This is a genomic window from Plantibacter sp. ME-Dv--P-095 (assembly GCF_030209365.1).
GTDB lineage: Bacteria > Actinomycetota > Actinomycetes > Actinomycetales > Microbacteriaceae > Plantibacter.
Window position 1 is genome coordinate 268,914 of record NZ_JARVSB010000009.1, and the last position, 22,020, is coordinate 290,933.

22 protein-coding genes are annotated in these 22,020 nt (G+C 69.5%); 8 read left to right on the plus strand and 14 right to left on the minus strand.

Translation table 11 applies throughout. The features are described 5' to 3' along the window. The first annotated feature begins 64 nt into the window (after positions 1 to 64). Positions 65 to 1,768 (plus strand): cation:proton antiporter, encoded by a 1,704-nt coding sequence (locus tag QRN26_RS13400; RefSeq protein ID WP_285037186.1) that lies wholly within the window; start codon positions 65 to 67, stop codon positions 1,766 to 1,768. A 16-nt stretch (positions 1,769 to 1,784) separates the two neighbouring features. Here QRN26_RS13400 and QRN26_RS13405 read toward each other — a convergent pair whose 3' ends face one another. Together QRN26_RS13405 and QRN26_RS13410 are read right to left on the minus strand one after the other, a co-directional pair. Continuing rightward, positions 1,785 to 2,036 carry a zf-HC2 domain-containing protein gene (locus QRN26_RS13405; RefSeq protein WP_056012616.1) on the minus strand — a complete coding sequence of 84 codons (252 nt, stop codon included), beginning with the start codon at positions 2,034 to 2,036 and terminating at the stop codon, positions 1,785 to 1,787. Further along, positions 2,033 to 2,722, minus strand: coding sequence for a sigma-70 family RNA polymerase sigma factor (locus QRN26_RS13410; protein ID WP_502927537.1), 690 nt, complete (start codon positions 2,720 to 2,722; stop codon positions 2,033 to 2,035). The genes QRN26_RS13405 and QRN26_RS13410 overlap by 4 nt, the downstream gene beginning before the upstream one ends. A gap of 43 nt (positions 2,723 to 2,765) precedes the next feature. Between QRN26_RS13410 and aroA the strand changes: the two genes are divergently transcribed. Genes aroA through bcp form a run of 3 tightly spaced genes read left to right on the plus strand, consistent with a single transcriptional unit; the run spans position 2,766 to position 5,681 of the window. Further along, positions 2,766 to 4,115 carry a 3-phosphoshikimate 1-carboxyvinyltransferase gene (gene aroA, locus QRN26_RS13415; RefSeq protein WP_285037187.1) on the plus strand — a complete coding sequence of 450 codons (1,350 nt, stop codon included), beginning with the start codon at positions 2,766 to 2,768 and terminating at the stop codon, positions 4,113 to 4,115. Between the two features lie 4 nt (positions 4,116 to 4,119). Further along, entirely contained in the window at positions 4,120 to 5,187 is a 1,068-nt protein-coding gene (gene rsgA, locus QRN26_RS13420; RefSeq protein ID WP_056012622.1) for a ribosome small subunit-dependent GTPase A, read from the plus strand. Positions 5,188 to 5,201: 14 nt separating this feature from the next. Next, positions 5,202 to 5,681, plus strand: a complete 480-nt coding sequence (bcp, locus tag QRN26_RS13425) for a thioredoxin-dependent thiol peroxidase (protein ID WP_056013423.1) — start codon at positions 5,202 to 5,204, stop codon at positions 5,679 to 5,681. Between the two features lie 24 nt (positions 5,682 to 5,705). Here bcp and QRN26_RS13430 read toward each other — a convergent pair whose 3' ends face one another. After that, entirely contained in the window at positions 5,706 to 6,131 is a 426-nt protein-coding gene (locus QRN26_RS13430) for a hypothetical protein (protein ID WP_157580023.1), read from the minus strand. 193 nt (positions 6,132 to 6,324) lie between these two features. Between QRN26_RS13430 and QRN26_RS13435 the strand changes: the two genes are divergently transcribed. Beyond that, positions 6,325 to 6,573 (plus strand): WhiB family transcriptional regulator, encoded by a 249-nt coding sequence (locus tag QRN26_RS13435; protein ID WP_056012627.1) that lies wholly within the window; start codon positions 6,325 to 6,327, stop codon positions 6,571 to 6,573. A 91-nt stretch (positions 6,574 to 6,664) separates the two neighbouring features. Here QRN26_RS13435 and QRN26_RS13440 read toward each other — a convergent pair whose 3' ends face one another. The 4 genes from QRN26_RS13440 to QRN26_RS13455 all read right to left on the minus strand — a co-directional run bounded on the left by QRN26_RS13440 (position 6,665) and on the right by QRN26_RS13455 (position 10,751). Then, positions 6,665 to 8,164 carry a sensor histidine kinase gene (locus tag QRN26_RS13440; protein ID WP_056012629.1) on the minus strand — a complete coding sequence of 500 codons (1,500 nt, stop codon included), beginning with the start codon at positions 8,162 to 8,164 and terminating at the stop codon, positions 6,665 to 6,667. Between the two features lie 138 nt (positions 8,165 to 8,302). Beyond that, positions 8,303 to 8,638: a histone-like nucleoid-structuring protein Lsr2 gene (locus QRN26_RS13445; protein ID WP_056012632.1), complete on the minus strand. Its 336-nt coding sequence runs from the start codon at positions 8,636 to 8,638 to the stop codon at positions 8,303 to 8,305. Positions 8,639 to 8,847: 209 nt separating this feature from the next. Next, the gene (locus tag QRN26_RS13450; RefSeq protein WP_285037188.1) at positions 8,848 to 10,128 is read right to left on the minus strand and encodes a CpaE/TadZ family protein; all 1,281 of its coding nucleotides are present in this window, start codon (positions 10,126 to 10,128) and stop codon (positions 8,848 to 8,850) included. Continuing rightward, positions 10,128 to 10,751 carry a CpaB family protein gene (locus QRN26_RS13455; protein WP_056012638.1) on the minus strand — a complete coding sequence of 208 codons (624 nt, stop codon included), beginning with the start codon at positions 10,749 to 10,751 and terminating at the stop codon, positions 10,128 to 10,130. Before QRN26_RS13455 ends, QRN26_RS13450 begins: the two co-directional genes overlap by 1 nt. Before the next feature lie 219 nt (positions 10,752 to 10,970). Between QRN26_RS13455 and QRN26_RS13460 the strand changes: the two genes are divergently transcribed. Then, positions 10,971 to 11,267: a helix-turn-helix domain-containing protein gene (locus QRN26_RS13460; protein ID WP_285037189.1), complete on the plus strand. Its 297-nt coding sequence runs from the start codon at positions 10,971 to 10,973 to the stop codon at positions 11,265 to 11,267. Positions 11,268 to 11,301: 34 nt separating this feature from the next. On the opposite strand, the gene QRN26_RS13465 is transcribed toward QRN26_RS13460, so the two are convergent. Further along, complete coding sequence (locus QRN26_RS13465) at positions 11,302 to 11,892, minus strand: hypothetical protein (RefSeq protein ID WP_285037190.1); 591 nt, start codon at positions 11,890 to 11,892, stop codon at positions 11,302 to 11,304. Between the two features lie 159 nt (positions 11,893 to 12,051). Between QRN26_RS13465 and QRN26_RS13470 the strand changes: the two genes are divergently transcribed. Continuing rightward, on the plus strand, positions 12,052 to 12,552 hold the full coding sequence (locus QRN26_RS13470; protein ID WP_082456144.1) for an Rv3235 family protein: 501 nt from the start codon (positions 12,052 to 12,054) through the stop codon (positions 12,550 to 12,552). An 83-nt stretch (positions 12,553 to 12,635) separates the two neighbouring features. Here the strand turns inward: QRN26_RS13470 and secA are convergent, their stop codons facing one another. Beyond that, entirely contained in the window at positions 12,636 to 15,482 is a 2,847-nt protein-coding gene (gene secA / locus QRN26_RS13475; RefSeq protein ID WP_285037191.1) for a preprotein translocase subunit SecA, read from the minus strand. Positions 15,483 to 15,708: 226 nt separating this feature from the next. Here secA and QRN26_RS13480 point away from each other — a divergent pair, with 226 nt between their 5' ends. Then, on the plus strand, positions 15,709 to 16,329 hold the full coding sequence (locus tag QRN26_RS13480; protein ID WP_285037192.1) for a PadR family transcriptional regulator: 621 nt from the start codon (positions 15,709 to 15,711) through the stop codon (positions 16,327 to 16,329). Here the strand turns inward: QRN26_RS13480 and hpf are convergent. From hpf to mtrA, 5 genes are all read right to left on the minus strand, one after another. Next, complete coding sequence (gene hpf, locus QRN26_RS13485; RefSeq protein WP_056012652.1) at positions 16,304 to 16,948, minus strand: ribosome hibernation-promoting factor, HPF/YfiA family; 645 nt, start codon at positions 16,946 to 16,948, stop codon at positions 16,304 to 16,306. The genes QRN26_RS13480 and hpf overlap by 26 nt on opposite strands. Positions 16,949 to 17,088: 140 nt before the next feature. Then, positions 17,089 to 17,787 carry a ComF family protein gene (locus QRN26_RS13490; RefSeq protein WP_285037193.1) on the minus strand — a complete coding sequence of 233 codons (699 nt, stop codon included), beginning with the start codon at positions 17,785 to 17,787 and terminating at the stop codon, positions 17,089 to 17,091. Between the two features lie 95 nt (positions 17,788 to 17,882). Next, positions 17,883 to 19,616, minus strand: coding sequence for an LpqB family beta-propeller domain-containing protein (locus tag QRN26_RS13495; protein WP_285037194.1), 1,734 nt, complete (start codon positions 19,614 to 19,616; stop codon positions 17,883 to 17,885). Continuing rightward, positions 19,609 to 21,300 (minus strand): MtrAB system histidine kinase MtrB, encoded by a 1,692-nt coding sequence (gene mtrB, locus QRN26_RS13500; protein ID WP_056012659.1) that lies wholly within the window; start codon positions 21,298 to 21,300, stop codon positions 19,609 to 19,611. The genes QRN26_RS13495 and mtrB overlap by 8 nt, the downstream gene beginning before the upstream one ends. 6 nt (positions 21,301 to 21,306) lie before the next feature. Beyond that, positions 21,307 to 21,990 (minus strand): MtrAB system response regulator MtrA, encoded by a 684-nt coding sequence (gene mtrA, locus QRN26_RS13505; protein WP_056012662.1) that lies wholly within the window; start codon positions 21,988 to 21,990, stop codon positions 21,307 to 21,309. Between the last annotated feature and the right edge of the window lie 30 nt (positions 21,991 to 22,020).

The following is a 22,020-nucleotide window of genomic DNA, read 5'->3' on the forward strand; positions in this document are numbered from 1 at the left end:
CGTCGTCAGCGGGACGACAGCGATCCGTGGGCGGTCGGTGAGCGTGCGCCAATAGGCTGACGCCATGGACTTCGCATTCCTCGCCGTCGTCGCGGTGGTGACCATCGTCGCGGTGGCCCGCTTCGCGACCAAGCTGCGCGTGGCAGCCCCGCTCATCCTCGTCCTCGTCGGGCTGGCGCTCAGCTATCTGCCGTTCGTGCCGGACGTCGAGGTCAAGCCGGAGTGGATCCTCGCCGGCGTGCTGCCCCCGCTGCTGTACTCGGCGGCGGTCAACGTCCCGCTCGTGGACTTCCGTCGCAACCTGAAGGCGATCTCGGGGCTGTCGGTCGTCCTCGTCGTGGTCTCGTCCGTGCTGATCGGCCTCATCCTCTCGACGATCCTGCCCGATCTCAGCCTGGCCGCCGGCATCGCCCTCGGTGCGGTCGTCAGTCCGACGGACGCCGTCGCCGCGACCTCGATCGGGAAGCGGCTCGGCATGCCGCCACGCCTCGTCAGCGTGCTCGAGGGCGAGAGCCTCGTGAACGATGCGTCAGCGCTCGTGCTCCTCCGCTCCGCGATCGCGGCGACCGCCGGATCCGTCTCGCTCTGGGGCGTGATCGGCGACTTCGCCTACGCCGTCGCGTTGGCCATCGCGATCGGGATCGTCGTGGGGTTCGTGACCGTCCGCATCCGATCGCGGCTCGGGGACCCCGTGCTGACGACGGTCGTCTCGTTCGCGGTGCCGTTCATCGCCTACCTCCCGGCCGAGCACTTCCACGCCTCCGGGGTGCTCTCCGTCGTGGTCGCCGGGCTCTACACCGGTCACCAGAGCGCGAAGTACTTCACCGCTCAAGACCGCATCAGCGAGCGGATCAACTGGCGGACCACCCAGTTCCTCCTCGAGAACGGCGTGTTCCTCCTCATGGGACTCGAACTCGAGGCCATCGTCTCGCAGGTCGAACAGGACGACCTCGGCATCTGGCCGTCGATCGGCCTCGGACTCCTGACCGCATGCACGCTCATCGTCGTGCGGATCGTCTTCGTCGGCGGCCTCGTCTGGTCGTTGCGTCGGGACGAACGCGAGGCGCTGTCGCGGCGACCGAAACTCGACGAGTTCTCGGCACGGCTGGAGGACCACCCCTCGGAGAACCCCCGGTCCGCCAGACGGAAGGCCGCCTTCACGCGGTCGATCGCCCGCCGGAGCGCCGACCTCGACTTCCTCCAACGCGAAGGCCTCGGCTGGCGGGGAGGAGCGGTCCTCGCCTGGGCGGGGATGCGCGGCGTCGTCACGATCGCGGCCGCGCAGTCGCTGCCGCTCGAGACCCCGTACCGCGCCGAGTTGGTGCTCATCGCCTTCACCGTCGCGATCGTCACCCTGCTCCTGCAGGGCGGCTCGCTGCCGCTCGTCATCCGACTGAGCCGCGTGGGCGGCACGGACCAGGAAGCGGCGACGGCGGAGCTGGCCGGCCTCGTCGAGGAGATCTCGACGGTCGGCGTCGCCGCCCTCGACGACCCGCAGCTCCGGACCGACGATGGCGAGCCGTTCGACCCCGCCGTCGTCGACCGGGTGCGCACGACCAGTCTCATCCGTGTGGAGTCGGCCGCGGAGCGGACGGACGCCGGCGTCGGGCCGCACGAGCAGTACCGCCAGCTCAGGCGACGGGTGCTCGACGCCGAACGCGACGCCCTCCTGGACGCGCGCGCGACCGGGAGTTACCCCTCAGAGGTGCTCGCGAGGGCACAACGCATGCTCGATGTCGAGGAGTCCCGCCTCGACGGCGCGGGGTGAACCGCGGCGACCGTGGTCAGGCGCTCTCGTGCGCGGCCTGGGTGGCCCGCAGGGAGGCCAGCACCTGGTTCTTGAGGTCCTCGGGGGCCGTCTCCTTGCAGGCGCGCTGCACGGCCTCCGTCAGCGTCTGGGCGACCAGCGCCTCGTTCTGACACTCGGGACAGCTCGCGAGATGCTCACGGATGTCCGCGGCCTCGGTCTTGCACACCTCGTGACGGAGGTACTCCTCGAGGTCCTTCTTGGCTTTGTCGCAGCCGCAGTCGCTCATTTCTTGCTCCCCTGCTTCGTCACGCTGAAGCCGCGTGATTCGGCGTAGTCGGCCAACAGGTCGCGAAGGAGTCGTCGGCCACGGTGCAGACGACTCATCACGGTCCCGATGGGGGTCTTCATGATGTCGGCGATCTCCTGGTAGGCGAACCCCTCCACGTCGGCGAGGTACACCGCGAGTCGGAAGTCCTCCGGGATGGCCTGCAGCGCGTCCTTGACGTCGCTGTCGGGCAGGTGATCGATCGCTTCGGCCTCGGCGGATCGGCTCGAGGTGGCGCTGATCGACTCGGCACCACCCAACTGCCAGTCCTCGAGGTCGTCGATGGTGCCCTGATACGGCTCGCGCTGCTTCTTCCGATACGTGTTGATGTACGTGTTCGTGAGGATGCGGTAGAGCCACGCCTTCAGGTTGGTGCCCTGTTCGAACTGCGCGAACGCGGCGAAGGCCTTGACGAACGTCTCCTGGACCAGGTCCTGAGCATCCGACGGGTTCTTCGTCATGCGCATGGCAGCGCCGTACAGCTGATCGATGAACGGCAGTGCCTGTGCTTCGAACAGTGATCGGGGGTCCGGCTCGGCCGGAAGGGCTTCTGGGTCGACGGAGGTCATCACCGGCCAGTCTACGGCCAGCGCCAGACGGCCGTGATCGGCCTCGGCCACCGGTCGTTCCAATACCGCTGTGGACATCCGTTCCTCCTTCTGCTCGTGACCCCGACTACTGTTGGAACCAATGTTGACCAATCCGTATTCCGCACCAGATTTCGACGTGTACGGCGATGCCGAACCCGAGCACGACGACGCAGCCTGGCCGGCACCCGTCGCGGGTGGCCCGGTCGACGCGTCCGTGTCGCTCCCGGGGTCCAAATCGCTCACGAACCGGGAGCTCGTCCTGGCCGCGCTGGCCGACGGCCCCTCGCTGCTGCGTGCTCCGCTCCACTCGATGGACAGCTCCAACATGGTCGAGGCGCTCCGAGCCCTCGGCACGACGATCGTCGAGCGCCCGGCGACGGGCGCGTTCGGCGCCGACTGGCTCGTCACCCCCGGTGAGCTGTTCGGGAGCACGACCGTTGAGTGCGGTCTCGCCGGCACCGTGATGCGGTTCGTCCCGCCCATCGCCGCACTCGCGCTGGGCCCGACCGTGTTCGACGCCGACCCCTCAGCCAGGAACCGGCCGATGTCCACGATGATCACCTCCCTGCAGGCGCTCGGCGTCGACATCAGCGACGACGGACGGAAGGCGCTCCCCTTCACCGTGCACGGCACCGGATCGATCGCCGGCGGGAAGCTCACGATCGATGCCTCGTCGTCGAGCCAGTTCGTGTCGGGCCTGCTCCTCGCCGCTCCGCGCTTCGAACAGGGGCTCCACCTCGTCCACGAGGGTGAACGCCTGCCGAGCCTCCCCCACATCGAGATGACCATCGCCGCCCTCGCGGCACGCGGGGTCACCGTCGAGCAGCCCGCCGTCGGCGAATGGGTGGTGGCGCCGGGGACGATCGCCGGACGCGACGTCGACCTCGAGCCCGACCTCTCCAACGCCGCTCCGTTCCTCGCCGCGGCGCTCGTCACGGGCGGCAGCGTGACCCTGCGCGGCTGGCCGGCGTCCACCACGCAGGTCGGCGCCGACCTGGCCGAGTTGCTCCCCCGCTTCGGAGCGACCGTCACCCTCGTGGGCGACCGCCTGACCGTGACCGGTGGCGAGCGCATCACCGCGGTCGACCTCGATCTCACCACCGGCGGCGAGCTCGCACCGGCCCTCACCGCCCTCGCGGCACTGGCCGACGGTCCTTCCACGATCACGGGCATCGGGCACATCCGTCATCACGAGACCGACCGCCTCGCGGCCCTCGCGACCGAGATCAACAAGCTCGGTGGAGCCGTCACGGAACTGCCCGACGGCCTCCGCATCGACCCCCGCCCGCTCCACGGTGGCGAGTGGTCGAGTTACCACGACCACCGCATGGCGACCACCGGCGCGATTCTCGGCCTCGTCGTGCCCGGCATCACCATCGAGAACATCGCCACCACCGCCAAGACGCTCCCGCAGTTCACCGAGCTGTGGCACGCGATGCTCGGAGCCTGAGCCGATGAGCTGGTGGAGCGACGACGCCGACGATGACGACGACCGACTCGAGATCGACGAGTCGAGCATCCGGATGCGACCGAACCCGAAGGCGAACCGCCCCAGGACGAAGACCCGGCCGGAACATCTCGACGCCCTGACCGCGCGCGTCCTCGCCGTCGACCGCGGGCGGTACACCGTCCTCCTCGACGAGGGGACACCGGACGAGCGCGTGCTGACGTCCACCCGTGCCCGCGAACTCCGGAAACAGGCCATCGTGACCGGCGACCGCGTGGACGTCGTCGGCGACACCTCGGGCGCCGAGGGCACGCTGTCCCGCATCGTCCGGATCGTGCCGCGGACCACGCTCCTCCGCCGGAGCGGTGACGACACCGACGCCATGGAGCGCGTCGTCGTCGCGAACGCCGACCAGATGCTCATCGTCGTCGCTGCGGCGAACCCCGAGCCGCGGGCACGCCTCGTCGACCGCTACCTCGTCGCAGCCTACGACGCCGGGATCACCCCCATCCTCTGCATCACGAAGACCGACCTGCAGGATCCCGACGAGTTCCTCGCGAACTTCGCCGGGCTCGGGCTCCGCGTGTTCCGCAGCCGCGAGGACGACGTCCCGCTCGCGGAGATCACCGAGGCCCTCGTCGGCCACGACACGGTGTTCGTCGGCCACTCGGGTGTCGGCAAGTCGACCCTCGTCAACGCGCTCGTCCCGACGGCCGAACGCGCCACGGGTCATGTGAACGTCGTGACCGGTCGAGGGCGCCACACCTCCTCATCGACGGTGTCGTTGCGGATCGAGAGCCCCACCGGTTCCGGATGGGTCATCGACACCCCCGGCGTCCGTTCGTTCGGCCTCGGGCACGTCGACACGGCGAACATCCTGAAGTCCTTCACCGATCTCGCCGAGATCGCGCTCGAATGCCCGCGCGGCTGCACCCACCTGCCGGACGCGCCGGACTGCGCGATCATCGAGGCCGTCGCCGAGGGGCGGCTCGGGGAGAACGGTCCGGCACGCCTCGACTCCCTCCAGCGGCTGCTCGGCACCTTCGCGACGATCAAGGCCGACCAGTACTCCTGAGTAGGCTGGTGGACATGCCAGAACCCATCCGTCTGTCCGCCGGCGACCCGGCTCCCACGTTCACCCTCACCGACCAGGACGGCTCGGCCGTGTCGCTCGCCGACTTCGCCGGCCGACGGGTCATCCTCTACTTCTACCCCGCCGCCATGACGCCCGGCTGCACGACGCAGGCCTGCGACTTCCGCGACAACCTCGCGTCGCTCGCCGGTGCCGGGTACGTGGTCCTGGGTGTCTCGAAGGACTCCGTCGAGAAGCTCAAGGCCTTCCAGGAGGAGGACGGGCTCACGTTCCCGCTCCTCAGCGACCCCGAGCTGACCGTGCACCGGGCCTACGGCGCCTACGGCGAGAAGAACTCCTACGGACGCATCGTCACCGGCGTCCTCCGCTCGACGTTCGTGATCGACGAGGCCGGCGAGATCTCCCTGGCCCGGTACAACGTGAAGGCCACCGGACACGTGAAGAGCCTCCGGAAGGCACTCGGCCTCGACGCCTGACGGGCGACCGGTGGCCCGCCGCGCTCAGAGCTCGCGGCGGGTCACTGCGGCGACCGCGGGCGTGAACAGGAGCCCGAGGACGACGAGCGACGGCACCAGCAGGCACCATCCGATGGCGGGTTGCGCGAAGACCCCCTGGAACGCGCCGACCGCCACGGCGATCTGCACGAGCTGCCACGTGACCGCGCCACCGCGGATCCAGCTCCGACCGCGCACGGCCCCGAGCGCGAGTGCGGTGACGAACGCCGTCGCGATGAGCAGGATGACGAAGATCGCGAGCGCGCTCGTGAACGATGCCGGTGTCGCCGCGACCAGCTCGAACAGGAACCACGCCGAGAGCCCGATCATGAACAACGCCTCGACCACGAGGAGGGCCACGAAGGCCAGCACGGCGGGGTGACGGCGTTCCTGAGGGTTCGGAGCGGAAGCGGTGTTGCGGTCGGTACTCACAGGGTTCACCCAAACTTGACTATTGATTTGCTCTTACCGATATGAAACCATGTTTGAGGCCGACATGAGGTCCACGAGGGTGTGGACAGATCCCGATTCCCGGACGATCATCCCCCTCGCATTTCGGCTTTCCCTTCCCGAGACCCCTCACTCGGTTGAAGACATCTCACCATGCAATAAAAGGAGCTCCCCTATGGATTGGCGCGATAAAGCTGCCTGCCTGACCGTCGACCCGGAATTGTTCTTTCCGGTCGGGAACACCGGTCCGGCGGTCGATCAGATCGACAAGGCGAAGGCCGTGTGCGCCACCTGCAGTGTCACCGAGCTCTGCCTCCAGTACGCGCTCGAGACCGGTCAGGACTCGGGTGTCTGGGGCGGCCTCAGCGAAGACGAGCGTCGCGCGCTCAAGCGCCGCGCAGCTCGCGCCCGCCGCGCCTCCTAGTCCTGCACGAGAACCCCGGTGCCGATCACGGCACCGGGGTTCTCGCATGTCCGGGCGGCGGCGGCCCCGTTCGGCCGCCTCCGGTTCGATCTCAGCTCTTGGCGACCCAGCGCATCGGGATCGCGATCGTGACCTCGGTCCCGCTGCCCATCAGCGTGTGCCAGTCGATGGTCCCGCCGAGCTCCCCCTGGATGAGCGTGCGGACGATCTGCGTTCCGAGCCCGGAGCCGACCTTGCCCTCGGGCAGGCCGACGCCGTTGTCGCGCACCTGGACGCTCAGCAACTCGTCGGTGCGGTCCGCGGTGATCTCCACGTCGCCGTCCCGCCCGTTGAGGCCGTGCTCGACCGCGTTGGTGACGAGCTCCGTGAGGGCCAGCGCGAGCGGGGTCGCGTACTCGCTCGGGAGCACCCCGAACGAGCCGGAGGACTTGGGCCGGACGGTGGTGTTGTGCGAGCTCGCGACCTCGGCGACGAGCAGCAGCACCCGTTCGAAGACCTCGTCGAAGTCGACGTTCTGGTTGAGCCCCTCGGAGAGCGTGTCGTGGACCACCGCGATGGCCGCCACACGCCGCATGGCCTGGGTGAGGGCGTCGTGCGCGTCCTCGGAGTGCGTCCGTCGCGCCTGGATGCGCAGGAGTGAGGCGACGGTCTGCAGGTTGTTCTTGACCCGGTGGTGGATCTCGCGGATGGTCGCGTCCTTGGTGATGAGCTCCTGCTCCTGGTGGCGCAGTTCGCTGACGTCGCGGCAGAGGACGATCGCGCCGACGCGCTCGCCCCGGCTCCGCAACGGGATCGCCCGGAGGGACACCGTCACGCCCTTGTCCTCGATGTCGGTGCGCCACGGAGCGCGTCCGGTCACGACGAGCGGGAGGGACTCGTCGACGGTGACCGTCCCCGTGCCCGAGAGCAGGTGCGTGGTGACGTCCGCGAGCGACTCGCCCTCGAGTTCCTCGGCGAAGCCGATGCGGTTGAACGCGGAGAGTGCGTTCGGGCTGGCGAAGGTGACCGTCCCGTCGACGTCGAGTCGGATCAGTCCGTCGCTGGCGCGCGGAGCGCCCCGGCGGGGTCCGGTCGGCGCCCCGAGGTCGGGGAAGTCCCCGACCGCGATCATCTCGAACAGGTCGCTCGCGCAGTCGTTGAAGGTGAGTTCCTGACGGCTCGGGGTGCGCGCTTCGCCGAGGTTCGTGTGCCGGGTGATGACCGCGATCGGTCCGTCGGCGTTCGTCTTCTCGGTCGGTGAGATCCGACGTGCCACCGGGACCGCGCGCACGCGGGTCGGGGTCTCCTCATACCAATCGGGTGCGGACGACTCGATGATCCGTCCGCTCTCGAAACAATCGGTGACCTGCTTGCGCCATTCCTGCTTGATCGACTGACCCACGAAGTCGCGATAGAAGAGGGTGGCGGCACTGGACGGCCGGGAATGCGCGACGGCGATGAAACTCCCGGAATCCGTCGGCACCCAGATGACGATATCCGCGAATGCGAGGTCTGCGAGGAGTTGGCTGTCTGCGAGCAGCATATGCAGCCACTCGACGTCGGCCGCACTGGAGCGGCCCTGGGCGAGAACGAGATCACTGAGCGTCGACACGGTCCCAGTCTAGGCTCGGGCGGCGCGCGTCGAGTGCGGGCCGACTCCCGGGACGGAGCCCGCGCCGGGCTGCTCGGCAGACGACGACGGCGCCCGGGACCACGGGGGTGGAGCGAGCGCCGTGTCAGGTGCGGGACGTCAGTTGGCGGCGCGGTAGGCGTCCTGGACGGCCTGCGGGATGCGTCCACGAGAGGAGACGGCGTGCCCGTTCTTCGCGGCCCACTCGCGGATCGCCGCGAGGTTCTCCGCACTGTTCCGCGTGCTCGTGCCCGAGGTGCGACGGCCACGCTTGACCGGACGTCCGGCGCCGATGAAGGGCTTCAGCGATTCGCGGAGGTTCTTCGCATTGTCGGAACCGAGGTCGATCTCGTATTCGGTTCCGTCGATGGCGAACCGCACGGTCTCGCCCGCGCCGGCGGCGAGTTCACTGCCGTCGAGATCATCGATGTAGGTGGTGGTGACTTTCTGAGCCATGGGGGTCCTCCTGAAACAATCCGTGGTGAATCCGACGGTTATCCAATCATAACGAGCCGTCGCAGACGATTACGAATTGCCGCGCGATACCCATTGAATACATCACCCAACGGATAACGGAATCGACTCCCGAAACAATGCAGATGAATATATCGGGGTGCGCTGCATATTCGGGTGTTCACCTGGATATGTATTGGGCGACACTCCCGCTATTCACGGCGCCGTGTCCGCTCGATCGCACGGCGGCGACCGCGGGTGCGTCGGAGCGACCGCCGACCCCGGCCACGGTCGCGGCCTCGCGATGTCGCCGGATGGTCCTCCAGCTCTGCGGAGACGAAGCGGCGCAGCGCTGTGGGGAGCGCGCCACGCGGCGCCTGGTCGCGGAGGCACTGCCCGGCGATGACGGCGGCGTCCACCACCCGCTGATCCTCGGGGAGGAGTGCCGCCGCCTCGATCCCGCCGAAGCGGGAGAGCGTCGAGGCCAGCTGACCGGCCGGCCCGGTGCCGAGCGCGACGCTACGCAGCCGGTTCACCACGACGGAGATCCTGGTCGGATCGACGAGTTCGACGAGTTCCGCGTGCCCGCGGAGGAGTCGCGTGATCCCGACGGGGTCCGCGGCCCCGACCTCGACCACGCGGTCGGCGGACCCGAGCACCGCGAACGCCGCACCGTTCCGACGCGGAGCGAAGAGGTCGCTCGAGATCTCCTCGTCCGCCTCCAGACAGAACGCCGTGTCGACGACGACGTCGTCCATCCACTCGCGGCACCGCTCGAGGGTCGTCGCGACGCGCTCGGTCGAGAGCTCGGGCCAGCGCGCTGCACGCGAGATGCCGGTGAGCACGCGGAACGCACCGGACGGCGACGGATGCACCACCGCGATGCGCTCGAGCTGTTCGATGTCGAGCGCACCACTGCCGGCCAGGCGACAGGCGGCAGCGAACCCGGGTGCCTCGTCGAGGAGCCCCAACATGGTCGCGACGGACGAGCCGTAGGTGTCGGCATCGACGAGCAGGACGCGTCGACCGCGCGCCGCGAGCTCGCTCGCGATGCCGGCGGCCACCGTCGTCGTGCCCGGCGAACCCGCCGAGCCCCACACGGCGATCACCCGACCCGCTGCCGGTTCCGGCACACGACGGTCGGCGTCACCGAGCTCGATCGGAGCGATGCTCCGCTCGAGCTCCTCCGCATCCACCGGCAGGAGCACGACGTCCACGAGCCCGAGCCCGGTGGCGTGGCGACGCTCCGCTTCACCCGAGGCGAGCGCCACGACTCGGGTTCCGACCCGGTCGGCGGTGTCGATGAGTTCCGCCCGGAGGCCAGCGGCGGCGGATGAGACCAGGAGCACGTCGACGGGCGACCCCGTCGCCAGACGGTCCTCGAGTTCGGCCGCGTCGTGGCAGCGCCACGCGACCCGGTGTCCGAGATCGAGCATCGTCGCGAGGATCTCGCCCTCGACGCGCGGGTCGAGGGCGAGGCCGACCCGCAGCATCAGTGGCCGCCGGGTTCGGTCGGGACCACCGAGAGCAGGTGCGCCGCCGCGGTGGCGGCCAGGACCGTCGCCACCGCGGATCTGGGGACCGCGAGTTCGAGGGCGACCGAGCCACCCCTCGCCAGGAACCCCTCGTCCTCGCTCGCGCGGACGACGGTCGCCGCCGATACCAGCACTTCGGGGACCCCGTACCCGTCGCCCTCGGGTGCCGCAGCCCAGAGGTCGACCACCGTCCCCCGGACGATGTCGGCGCTGAGCCTGCCCGCCGGTTCGACCACGAGGGTGGTCACGCCCACGGCGTCCGCCTCACCCAGGGCCGCGAGCGGTACGAGCTCCCCGGCCGCGATCGTCCGGGTGACGACGGCGTCGTCCGGCGGAGCCCCCTGCGCCCCCAGGTAGCCCTCCTCGACCGCGCCGAGCCGGGTGTCGATGACGCGCAGGGACGAGCGGTCGAGCGGGGTCCCCGGGGTCAACGTCTCGGACGCCGCGTAGACCGGCACCGTGCGACTGGAGGTCGTCACGAGCCACCACACACCGACGATCGACGCCACGACGAGCATCACGCCGACGAGGAACCGCGGGTCCACCCAGACCCGCGAGCGCGACCAGCTCCGACTGCGCATCGGATCCGTACTGCCGGGACCCCCACCGGGACGCGGTCTCCCGTCGGCCCTCGTGCCCACCGGCTCCACGCCCGGGCCTCGTTCGATTCCCCGCACCGTCTCCTCCTTCGTCGGCACACCGTGCGCCGTCTCCGCCCCATGCTGCCGAGTGCGCGGTGGGTGCCGTCGAAGTTATCCACAGACCTTCGGGTGCCGATCGCACGAGAGGATAATCGAGGAATGGAACTGCAGCGCGACCCGGCCCCGCTCGGCCGCTTCCTCACCGTCAGCGACGCGGCGGAGGTGCTGAACGTGTCGGCGCCGGAGATCGCCGGGCTCATCGAGACCGGCGAACTGCCCGCGATCAGGGTCGGCCGCAGCGGTCCATGGCGGATCGAGTTCTCGGCACTCGAGGCCTTCATCTCGGGTCGGTACGAGGAGGCGCGTCGTGCAGGGCTCTGGCACGAGGCCCAGTTCACCGAGCTGTCGGAGTTCTCCGGCGCCCCGACGCTCCGGCCGGTCCTTCCCTTCAGCTGACGCCGACCCTGGCGGACGACCGGCTGCGATCGCGTCAGTCCGCCCGCTCGACGACGACGAGTTCCGAGAACGCGATGAGACGGATCTGCTCCACATCACGCGTGCGCCTGACGGAGCCGGGCTCGTGCACGGCGAGGTCGAGATGGTCGCGTCCGACGCGGTCGATCGTCCCGGCCCATCGACCGGAGCGCGTGCGCACGAAGACGCCGGAGCGTCGGCGAGCCAGGTCGCGCAGGAGGAAGGCGATCGTGAGGCGGTCGAGCAGCCGCGGCTCGTGGGACGCGACCTCGTCGAGACTCCAGTCGACCTGCGTCTGGGTCAACGCGACCGCCGCGACGGCCGAGAGCGGCACGATGACCTCCTGCCGATCCCACGTTCCGACACTGGCCTGCAACCAGTCCTTGCCCACGCTCCGCACGCGGAGCCGCCACGTACTCCCGTCGACGAGCTCGACGACCAACGCTTCGTCGGTGCCGAGATCGGTCTGCAGGGCGAGGACGCGGTCTCGGACCGTGAGCCGTCCGCGTCGGAGCCGCTCCGCCTCCAGCCGCACACCGGCGTCGTCGGCCTCGAGCTCGTCGTCGAGCTGGCCGGCGAGATCGTCGAACAGGCTGTCCCAACGCATACGCCGACGCTAGTGCGCCGACCGCCCTGGCGTCGCGAGTTCTCCACAGCGAGGAACCACTCGGGGAAGTGCTGGACATCGGATCTCTGGCATGGTTAGTTTAACATTCCACATACGGTCGCCCCACTCCGGTCGGCCGTTCGACCCCTCGGAGGCCCCATGACCATCGCTGCACGGCATGACGACGACGAGTCCGCGGCGCGCCCGGCGCGCCTCCGGCCGACCGGTCCGCTCCCGGAGCGTCGCACCAGGGAGCCTCGCTCCGTCATCCGCCCGGGGAGCGACGAGTTCTTCGGACACCAGCCCGCACCCCGGGCCGAGCTCCCCGACCCACGGCCGCTCCTCGAGAACCTCACCCGCAGCGTCATCGAGGTCATCGCCGGAGCGCGCGACCTCACGCAGCTCGCTCGCTGGATCACGGCCGACGTCCACACCGTCCTGCTGAAGCGGGTCATCCTCGCCGAACGAGCTCGACGCGTCCGCGGCGTCCCGGGGAGCGTCCCCCTCATCTCGATCGGCACCGTCACCGTCACGGAACCGCGGGACGGCGTCGTCGAATCCGTCGTCATGGTGCACGGGCGCGCCAGATCCCGCGCCGTCGCCATCCGACTCGAGGGCCTCGACGGCCGGTGGCGAGCCACCTCCGTCAGCGTCCTCTGAGCCCAGGCGACCGCTCCTCGTCACGACGAAGCCCTCCGGACCGATGACTCCTGGTCCGGAGGGCTTCGTCGTGAGCGGAGCGACTACTTCTTCTTGCCCTGCTTGCGTCGGTCGGAACGGTTGCTGGGAGCCGCGGGCGCCGCGTCGGACTGCTGCCCGAACGCCCCGCGCGTCGCCTTCGCCGACGGCGTGGACTTCGCCGACGGCGTGGCCTTCGTCGCCGGAGCGCCCTCACCGGCGGTGCCACCGGCCTGCTGCAGACGTTGAGCGCGCTCGGTGGCCGCCTTCTCGATCTGCCCGCGCTGGTTGCGCACCTCGACGCCGCCCTGCTCGCTCGGCGCGGAGTAGCTCAGCTTCTCGGTGTCGGGCGTCTCCTGCGTCAGGCCCTTGGCCGTGATCGCCGGTGCTGCGGCACCGGAATCGACCTCGCCGTTCACCTCGACCTCGAGGTTGAACAGGAATCCGACGCTCTCCTCGCGGATCTGCCCCATCATCTGCTGGAACATCGCGTATCCCTCGCGCTGGTACTCGACGAGCGGGTCACGCTGCGCCATGGCACGGAGGCCGATGCCGTCCTTCAGGTAGTCCATCTCGTAGAGGTGGTCGCGCCAACGGCGGTCGATCACCTGGAGCACGACCCGACGCTCGAGTTCGCGCATCGCGGGGGCCCCGAGGGACTCCTCACGGTTGGTGTACGCCAGCTTCGCGTCGGACAGGATCTCGCGGCGCATGAAGTCGCGGTTGATCCGCCCCTTCGCTCCGGCCTCCTGGACCACCTCGTCGATCGTCAGACTCACCGGGTACAGGGTCTTGAGCTCGGCCCACAGGGCGTCGAAGTCCCAGTCGTCGCCGTTCCCCTCACCGGTGTGTTCGTCGAGCACGTCGTCCACGACGCTCTCCAGGAACTGCTGTGCGCGGTCGTGGAGGTCGTCGCCCTCCAGGATGTGGCGGCGGTCGGAGTAGATCGCCTCGCGCTGGCGGTTGAGGACGTCATCGTACTTGAGCACGTTCTTCCGGATCTCGGCGTTGCGCGCCTCGACCTGGGACTGAGCGCTGCGAATCGCGCGACTCACGATCTTCGATTCGATCGCCAGGTCGTCCGGGACGTTCTGACGGCCCATGAGGCTCTCGGCAGCGCCGGCGTTGAACAGGCGCATGAGGTCGTCGGTGAGCGACAGGTAGAAGCGGCTCTCGCCGGGGTCTCCCTGACGTCCGGAACGACCGCGGAGCTGGTTGTCGATGCGACGGGACTCGTGGCGCTCGGTGCCGAGGACGTAGAGGCCACCGGCTTCGATCACCTTGTCGGCCTCGACCTTGACCGCGGCCTTGACCTCCGTGAAGACCTCGTCCCACGCCGCCTCGTACTCCTCGGGCGTCTCGATCGGGCTGAGACCCTTCGCGTTCATCTCGGCGACGGCGAGGAACTCCGCGTTGCCGCCGAGCATGATGTCGGTTCCACGTCCGGCCATGTTGGTGGCGACGGTGACCGAGCCGAGTCGACCGGCCTGGGCGATGATCGCGGCCTCACGCGCGTGGTTCTTCGCGTTGAGGACCTCGTGCTTCACACCCTTCTTGGCGAGGAGCCGAGACAGGTACTCGCTCTTCTCGACGCTCGTCGTGCCGACCAGCACCGGCTGGCCCTGCTCGTGCCGCTCGACGATGTCCTCGACGACCTGCGCGAACTTCGCCTCCTCGTTCTTGTAGACGAGGTCGGACTGGTCGATGCGCTGCATCGGACGGTTCGTCGGGATGGGTACGACGCCGAGCTTGTAGGTCGACATGAACTCCGCCGCCTCGGTCTCGGCCGTACCGGTCATGCCCGAGAGCTTCTCGTAGAGCCGGAAGTAGTTCTGGAGCGTCACCGTGGCGAGCGTCTGGTTCTCCGCCTGGACGGCGACGCCCTCCTTGGCCTCGATCGCCTGGTGGATGCCCTCGTTGTAGCGTCGGCCGACGAGGATACGACCCGTGTGTTCGTCGACGATCAGCACCTCGCCGTTCATCACGACGTAGTCCTTGTCCTTCTTGAAGAGCGCGCGGGCCTTGATCGCGTTGTTCAGGAACGAGATGAGCGGGGTGTTGGCGGACTCGTAGAGGTTGTCGATGCCGAGGTAGTCCTCGACCTTCTCGATACCGGGCTCGAGCACGCCGACGGTGCGCTTCTTCTCGTCGACCTCGAAGTCCTCGCCGGGTTCGAGTCGGACCGCGAGCCGTGCGAACTCCTGGAACCAGCGGTTGGCCTCGCCCGAGGCCTTGCCGGAGATGATGAGCGGGGTGCGTGCCTCGTCGATGAGGATGGAGTCGACCTCGTCGACCACGGCGAAGAAGTGGCCGCGCTGCACCATGTCCTTGGCCTGCCACGCCATGTTGTCGCGCAGGTAGTCGAAGCCGAACTGGTTGTTCGTGCCGTAGGTGATGTCGGCGGCGTACTGCTCGCGCCGCTGCTCCGGCGTCTGGCCCTCGACGATCACGCCGGTCGTCATGCCCAGCGCACGGAAGACGCGGCCCATGATCTCCGACTGGTACGACGCCAGGTAGTCGTTCACCGTGACGATGTGGACGCCCTTGCCGGCGATCGCGTTGAGGTACGCCGGGAGGGTCGCGACGAGCGTCTTGCCCTCACCGGTCTTCATCTCGGCGATGTTGCCGAGGTGCAGGGCGGCACCACCCATGATCTGGACGTCGAAGTGACGCATGCCGATCGTGCGACGCGCTGCTTCGCGCACCGCCGCGAACGCCTCGGGGAGGAGGTCGTCGAGGGTCTCGCCGTTCTCGAAGCGCTCACGCAACTCGACGGTCTCGCTCTTCAGCTCCTCGTCGCTCAACTCCGTGAAGTCGTCCTCGAGGGCATTGACCGCCTTCGTGAGGCTGGTCAGCTTCCGGAGGATGCGACCTTCGCCGACGCGAAGGATCTTCTCAAGTGGTGAGGCCACGAATTGCTCTCCATTACGTGTTCCTGATCTCCACCCGGGTCGACTGACCTGGACGGACGGGGTGCACCAGAACGGGGCAGTCCTCTCAACATGTTAGCGGTGAGTCGCTTGAGTGGACCCTGTGTATCGGCCGTCCGCCGATGTCCTCGGAGCGCCGCCGTCCCGCGCGACGGTCCGGTCAGTAGGCTGGTCGCACCATACGGCGTAGGTATATGTGGGAGGTTCGATGTCCGTCAAACACGGTCTCCTCGCGATCCTCGCCTCAGGCGACGACTACGGGTACCGGCTGCGTGCGGAGTTCGACCGCCGGACGACACCGACGACGGCGCTCAACGTCGGCCAGGCCTACGCGACCCTCGATCGGCTGGAGCGCGACGGGCTCGTCGAACGCGCGGCGGTGAACGGGCAGGGTCACGTCTTCTACCGGATCACGACTGCGGGTCTGGCGGTCCTCGACGCCTGGTGGTCGACACCGGTCACCACGGGCGCCTCACGGGACGAGCTCCCGAACAAGGTCGCGCTCGCGGCGTCGTTGCGCGGGGTCGACGCCCACGGCGTCATCGCGGTGCAGCAGGCCTGGACCCTCGACCTCGCCCAGGACCTCGACAGCACACTCGCCGCCCTCCCGCCGACTCCGCAGGGCGACATCGCGTGGATCGGCCTGGACGCGCGGCGCCGCCGCGCCGCCGCGGAACTCGAGTGGCTCGCGGCGACGTCGGCACGACTGCGCGCGCGCGACCCCGCCTTCGACGTCGGGACCGACACACCACGACGCGGCCGCCCGGCGAACCGGGCGACCGCGTCGGCGGATGGAGCTGACGTTACTTCGAGCCGTCCTCGAGGCTGATCACGCCGTAGTCCCAGCCCTTCCGGCGGTACACGACGCTCGCGCGCTCCGAGGCGGCGTCGATGAACAGGAAGAAGTCGTGACCGACGAGTTCCATGCGGTCCACCGCCTCCTCGAGGCTCATCCACTCGGCGGGGAACTCCTTCGTGCGGATCACGACGGGCGAGTAGGCCTCGGGTTCCTCGTCCTCACGGGTCAGCGTCGCGACGCTCCCGGTCGCGACCTGCTCGATGAGCTCGGGTGCCGCAGGGGTGATGTCGACCCCGCTGAAGCCCTCGCTGCTCGCCGCGTGCAGGGACGTCCGGTGCTTGCCGCGGTGTTCCTGTTTGCGGTCCTTGGACCGGCGGACGCGCTCGAGCATGCGGGCGATCGCCAGGTCGAAGGCGACGTACTTGTCGGAGCCGGTCGACTCCGCCCGGACCAGCGGCCCGGGTCCCACGAGCGTGAGCTCCACGCGATCCTCACCCTTGCGACCGTTGGCGTCGTTGTGGCGGGACACCTTGATGTCGAGCGACTGCGCCTGCTCGACCAGGTGGGCGACCTTCTCCGCCTTCTCGGTCGCGTACTCGCGGAACCGATCGGTGATGCCGAGTCCAAGTCCGACGATGTTGATATCCACGTTCGACCTCCTCATCCGGCTGACCACCCGGTCTCGGGCGGTCTTTCGCGCCGTTCTGCCACCGTAGTGCCCGATGCTGCGGAAGTCATCAGCAGAGTTCGGCGTGTGTTCACCCGACGGCCGTCCGGGACCTCGATCGTTCACCCGTCGACCCGGGCGAGCGCGACGACACCGGCGACGACCCCGCCCGCCGCGTGGACCGCGCGGACCGCCTCCGCGACGGTGGCACCGGTGGTGACGACGTCCTCGACGAGGAGGAACCGACGATCGGCGAGCGTCTCACGAGCGACCAGCGCGCCCTCCAGGTTCGCGAACCGCTCCGCGCGGCCGAAGTCGCGTTGATCGGCCGGCTCCCTGGCCCACCGGAGCGGTCGGCGCGGGCGGGCACCGAGACGACGGACGATCCGCTCCACCGGGTGGAAGCCCCGCTCCCGCGCAGCGCGTCGTCTGGCCGGGATGGTCGCGATCTCCGGGGCGACGCCGTCCGAAGCCCGCGCCGCCTCGACCATGGCGAGCCGGAACGCGGGTTCCAACGCTGCGGCCAGGGGCCGGACGAGCCCGACCCGTGCGTCCTCCTTGTACGCGAGCAGGACCGCGCCGACCAGCGCGTCGTATCGACGCGCGGCGAGCCCCGGGATGCCGCCCGGGCAGGACCAGCGCACCCCGGCGTCTGACCCGGGTCCAACCGGTGCACACAGACGGGCACGACACGGGTCGCAGAGGCCTCGGTCGGGAGACCCGCAACCGGCGCACACCACGGGCACGAGCAGCGACCAGGCGTCGAGACAGGCCGCTCGGGTCGCGACGACAGCCGCCTGTCGGTCGAAGGTGAAGGTCATCCTCCGATGATCCTGCGCCACTGCGCCGTCGCGGAGCAGGATCGACCGAGGAAGCACGCCGGAGGGTGTGGCGGCAGGGTGTGGAGCGCGGTCGCTCAGTCGGGCGAACCCAGCTGCGTCGCGATGAACCGGACGTCGCCGCCCGCTTCCTGCCAGCTCGATCCCCGTGGGAGCAGGAGCCGACCGTCGCTCGTGAGGGCCCGCAGCTGGGTGAGCCCGTTCCCGCCGACGAGCGTCGTCACGTTCGCCAACGGCGGCACCGGCGCCGAGCGCCCACCGATCTGCTGCGTGAGGATCGTCGTCTGACCGTCGCCGTCGAGCAGCACGGCGACGGTGATGTCGTCGACCCAGGTGACGGTCTTCGCCTCCGAGGACATCACGCGGAGCTCGACCGGGTCGCCGAGTCGCAGCGGCGCGTTCCGGTCGCCCCGGATGATCGCTGCGGCCACGAGCCGGGACTGGGTGCCGTCCCTGAGGAGGGCGACCAGACGGGTCCCCTCCCTGGAGATCTGGATCGAGTCGATCGTGGACGCTCCCGTCCAGCTCGTGGTGACCTGGACCGTGCCGCCGGCGGCATCGTGCGCGAGCAGAGCCGTGGGCGCGGAGGCCGGGACGGTCCAGGTGAAGCCGAACGGGTCCATCGTCGGCGGCAGCAGCCCCGGCCGGTCGTCGACGAGCCGGACGTCGCCGTCCGCCTGGACGACCGTGACGCCCGCCGCGGACCGCACCGCCGCCTGGTCGTGGTCGGCCGAGAGCACCGCGGCGTCCGCTCCGGCCGCGACGACCGCCGTCGAGATCCCCGGCACCGTCTCGATCCCGTCACCTGAGGCGAAGCCGAACTCGTCGCCGCGCTGCACGAGCGCCCTGGGATCGACGCGCGGCGCGGTGAGGGTCAGCGGCGACACCGTCTGGGTGGAGTTGCCGACCACGGTGATCGCGACGTTCGAGACCGCCGCGACACCGCCCACACTGCCGGACAGCTGCACGAGACTGCTCGTCAGCTGGAGCTGCATCCGCTGGAGGGTGACGGCGTCGGCCTGCAGGGCCGGTTTGGTCAGGTCCACGCGGGCGGTACCCGCCTCGACCGGGACCGCGTCGCTCGTGAGTGACGTCCCCTCGGGGAACGCCGTCGCGACCGCGCCCTTCAACCACTCCGCGGGCCCGTCGAGCAACGCCCCGACGATCCTCGTGGCTGTGGAGGCTCTGGACGGGAACCACCGCTGGTCCGGCACGAGTCGGCTGTAGCTCGGGTCGAAGTAGCTCAGCGAGTACGCCGCGAAGACGTCGGCGAAGGTCGAAGCCTCGAGCACGATGCCGGGTGGAGCGGACGCGATACGCCACTCCCCGCGCACCTGGATGAACCCGTACGTCCAGCTGAGCGGCGAGGAGTTCGCCGATTCGCGGTACTCGCCGCGGTCGTCCACCGCGGCCACGGGGCTGACCGTCAACTGCACCGCATCCGCGACGGGCGCGAAGGTCCGCCCACCCTGGTCGATCGTCACGCCCGCGTCGGGATCCCAGTCGGACCTGAGCTCCGGCGCGAGGAACTCGCGAGCGATCTCGTAGTTGTTCTGGGGGCTCGCGGCCGCGTCGACGAAACCGCGCAGGATCTGCTCCTGGGTCGCGCCCTCCGTCGGGCCTGGCGCGATGAAGTTGACGTCCACATCGCCATCGCTCCCCCCGACGGTGCCGCCGTCCTGCACCGAACCGCCGCGCGGGATGCCGACGCAGGCGGAGAGGACGACGACGAGCAGTACCGGGAGGGCGGCGGCGGCGAAGCGGCGCGCGACGGATCGTCGGCGCCCAGGTCGTGCGGAGCGGTCAGGCACGTGGATCCTCCTCATCGTCGTCGGGCGAGGTCACCGTCTGGAGCGAGCGCGTCGTCGGGGCGGTCAGCTCGTCGACGATGGACTCGATCGCGTCGTCCGGGGGCAGGCTGATCGGCGATCGGACGATGTCCGTCCCCGGCTCGCGTGGGATCGTGAGGCGGAAGGACGAACCGCCCGCCGGCTCCGACCAGACCTCCAGCCAGCCCTCGTGGAGGATCGCGTCCTCGAGCGAGATGGCGAGCCCGAGGCCCGTTCCACCGATGGTCCGTTTGCGCGACGGGTCCGCGCGCCAGAAGCGGTCGAAGACCCGCTCCGTCGCCTCAGGGGTCATCCCCTGGCCGTAGTCCCGGACGGCGATGGCGACCGAGGACTCGTTGCTGTCGACCGACACCACGATCGGTTTCCCTTCGCCGTGCTCGATGGCGTTGCCGATGAGGTTGCGCACGATCCGACGAATGCGGCGCGGGTCCATCGGGACCGCCGAGTATCCGCCGGGCGCGACGATGCGGAGATCCGACCCGGTCGGCTCCGCGAGGGGTCGCAGCTCGTCCACGACCTCCTCGGCGAGATGGACGAGGCTCGTCGGTTCCAGGTCGAGCTCGATGCTCCCCGCGTCGTACCGGCTGATCTCGAGCAGGTCGGCGAGCAGGATCTCGAACCGGCCCACCTGATCGTGCAGGAGCTCCGCCGTCCGCTCCGTCGCCGGGGGGAAGGAGTCCCGCTGGTCGTAGAGCACGTCGCCGGCGAGCCGGATCGTCGTGAGCGGCGTGCGCAGCTCATGCGAGACGTCCGAGACGAACCGCTGCTGCACGAGCGAGAGCTCGGCCAGTTCCTTGATCTGTTTCTGCATGCTCGCGGCCATGCCGTTGAAGGACCTGGCGAGCGTCGCGAGCTCGTCCTCGCCCTTCTCCGGCATACGCACGTCGAGGTCACCACCGGCGAGGCGTTGGCTCGTCTCGGCGGCGGAGCGGATGGGCGTCGCGACGAACCGGACGATGAACCACGCGGCGCCGCCGACGAGGATCATCAGGCCGACACCGGCGAGGAACAGGGTGCGTTGGACGAACCCGAGCGTCTGCTCCGACTCGTTCAGGTCGTACCCGAGATAGATCTCGTACGACCCCGCGGTCGGCATCGACACCTCCGACCCGACGACGATGCCGGCGGTCGACGAGCCGTCCGCGGTGGTGAGGGTGACCGACTGCCACTGGAGCGTGTCCGGATCGGCTCGGACCGCTTCCGTGAGCTCGTCCGAGATCACACCGCCGGCGAGCCCCGGTGACTCGAAGCCCGGCGGCGTCACCTGGCTGAAGTCCTGGCCAGGAGCGCGGTAGGCCGCGATCAGGCTGCTGCCGGACGTGGTCTGGAGGTCGGTCCGCACCGTGCCCATCAGCTGCTGCAGGGCGACCCGCTCGCTGGCGTCCGAGGCGTCGAGGATGCTCTGCGCCGAGGCGATGGCACGACTGGAACCGGCGAGCGCCTGCTGCAGCCGGGACTGGAAGAGGTCGTTCCCGATGCTGAAGGAGAGGTAGGCGCCGGTCAGGAGGATGGCGAGTCCTGACAGCCCGACGGTGATGGCGACGGTCCGGAACTGCAGCGAGCGCCGCCACTGCGAGCGCAGTTGCTGCGGCCACGTCCGCCAGAGACGCCAGTCGGCCGCCCAGCCGGCGAGTCGGGAGGCCATGTCGGATCAGCCGGTGACGGCGCCGGCGCGGTACCCGACGCCGCGGACCGTCATGACGATCTTGGGGTTGTCCGGGTCTTCCTCGACCTTGGCGCGGAGCCGTTGCACGTGCACGTTCACCAGCCGGGTGTCGGCCTTGTAGTGGTACCCCCACACCTGCTCGAGCAGCATCTCGCGGGTGAAGACCTGCTGCGGCTTGCTCGCGAGGGCGAGCAGGAGGTCGAACTCCAGCGGGGTGAGGCCGATGACCCCGTCGGCCCGACGGACCTCGTGGCCGGCGACGTCGACGGTGAGGTCGCCGATGCGGAGCGTCTCGGCGAGGTCGGCGGCCGGGGCGCGCAACCGCGTGCGGATCCTGGCCACGAGCTCCTTCGGGTTGAAGGGCTTGACCATGTAGTCGTCGGCTCCGGATTCGAGGCCTTTGACCACGTCCGCAGTGTCGGACTTCGCGGTCAGCATGATCACGGGGACGCCGGACTCCTGCCGGATGAGGCGACAGACCTCGATCCCGTCGATACCGGGCAGCATGAGGTCGAGCAGGACGAGGTCGGGCTTCGTGTCGCGGAACGCCTGGAGCGCGCCGCTGCCGTCCGCGCAGAACGACGGTTCGAAACCCTCGGTGCGCAGGACGATGCCGATCATCTCGGCGAGTGCGGTGTCGTCGTCGACGACGAGGATGCGTGCGTTCATAGCTCCGTCTCGGGTGTGACCGGCCGGCCG

Excerpts from the sequence above, each read along its gene's own strand:
- bcp (WP_056013423.1), top strand. The coding sequence starts at position 5,202 with ATGCCAGAACCCATCCGTCTGTCCGCCGGCGACCCGGCTCCCACGTTC.
- QRN26_RS13460 (WP_285037189.1), top strand. The coding sequence starts at position 10,971 with ATGGAACTGCAGCGCGACCCGGCCCCGCTCGGCCGCTTCCTCACCGTC.
- QRN26_RS13450 (WP_285037188.1), bottom strand. The coding sequence starts at position 10,128 with ATGCTGCGGGTCGGCCTCGCCCTCGACCCGCGCGTCGAGGGCGAGATC.
- mtrB (WP_056012659.1), bottom strand. The coding sequence starts at position 21,300 with ATGGCCTCCCGACTCGCCGGCTGGGCGGCCGACTGGCGTCTCTGGCGG.
- QRN26_RS13405 (WP_056012616.1), bottom strand. The coding sequence starts at position 2,036 with ATGAGCGACTGCGGCTGCGACAAAGCCAAGAAGGACCTCGAGGAGTAC.
- rsgA (WP_056012622.1), top strand. The coding sequence starts at position 4,120 with ATGAGCTGGTGGAGCGACGACGCCGACGATGACGACGACCGACTCGAG.
- QRN26_RS13410 (WP_502927537.1), bottom strand. The coding sequence starts at position 2,722 with ATGTCCACAGCGGTATTGGAACGACCGGTGGCCGAGGCCGATCACGGC.
- QRN26_RS13400 (WP_285037186.1), top strand. The coding sequence starts at position 65 with ATGGACTTCGCATTCCTCGCCGTCGTCGCGGTGGTGACCATCGTCGCG.
- QRN26_RS13480 (WP_285037192.1), top strand. The coding sequence starts at position 15,709 with ATGTCCGTCAAACACGGTCTCCTCGCGATCCTCGCCTCAGGCGACGAC.
- QRN26_RS13435 (WP_056012627.1), top strand. The coding sequence starts at position 6,325 with ATGGATTGGCGCGATAAAGCTGCCTGCCTGACCGTCGACCCGGAATTG.
- QRN26_RS13465 (WP_285037190.1), bottom strand. The coding sequence starts at position 11,892 with ATGCGTTGGGACAGCCTGTTCGACGATCTCGCCGGCCAGCTCGACGAC.
- QRN26_RS13470 (WP_082456144.1), top strand. The coding sequence starts at position 12,052 with ATGACCATCGCTGCACGGCATGACGACGACGAGTCCGCGGCGCGCCCG.
- QRN26_RS13445 (WP_056012632.1), bottom strand. The coding sequence starts at position 8,638 with ATGGCTCAGAAAGTCACCACCACCTACATCGATGATCTCGACGGCAGT.
- QRN26_RS13455 (WP_056012638.1), bottom strand. The coding sequence starts at position 10,751 with ATGCGCAGTCGGAGCTGGTCGCGCTCGCGGGTCTGGGTGGACCCGCGG.
- aroA (WP_285037187.1), top strand. The coding sequence starts at position 2,766 with ATGTTGACCAATCCGTATTCCGCACCAGATTTCGACGTGTACGGCGAT.
- mtrA (WP_056012662.1), bottom strand. The coding sequence starts at position 21,990 with ATGAACGCACGCATCCTCGTCGTCGACGACGACACCGCACTCGCCGAG.
- QRN26_RS13490 (WP_285037193.1), bottom strand. The coding sequence starts at position 17,787 with ATGACCTTCACCTTCGACCGACAGGCGGCTGTCGTCGCGACCCGAGCG.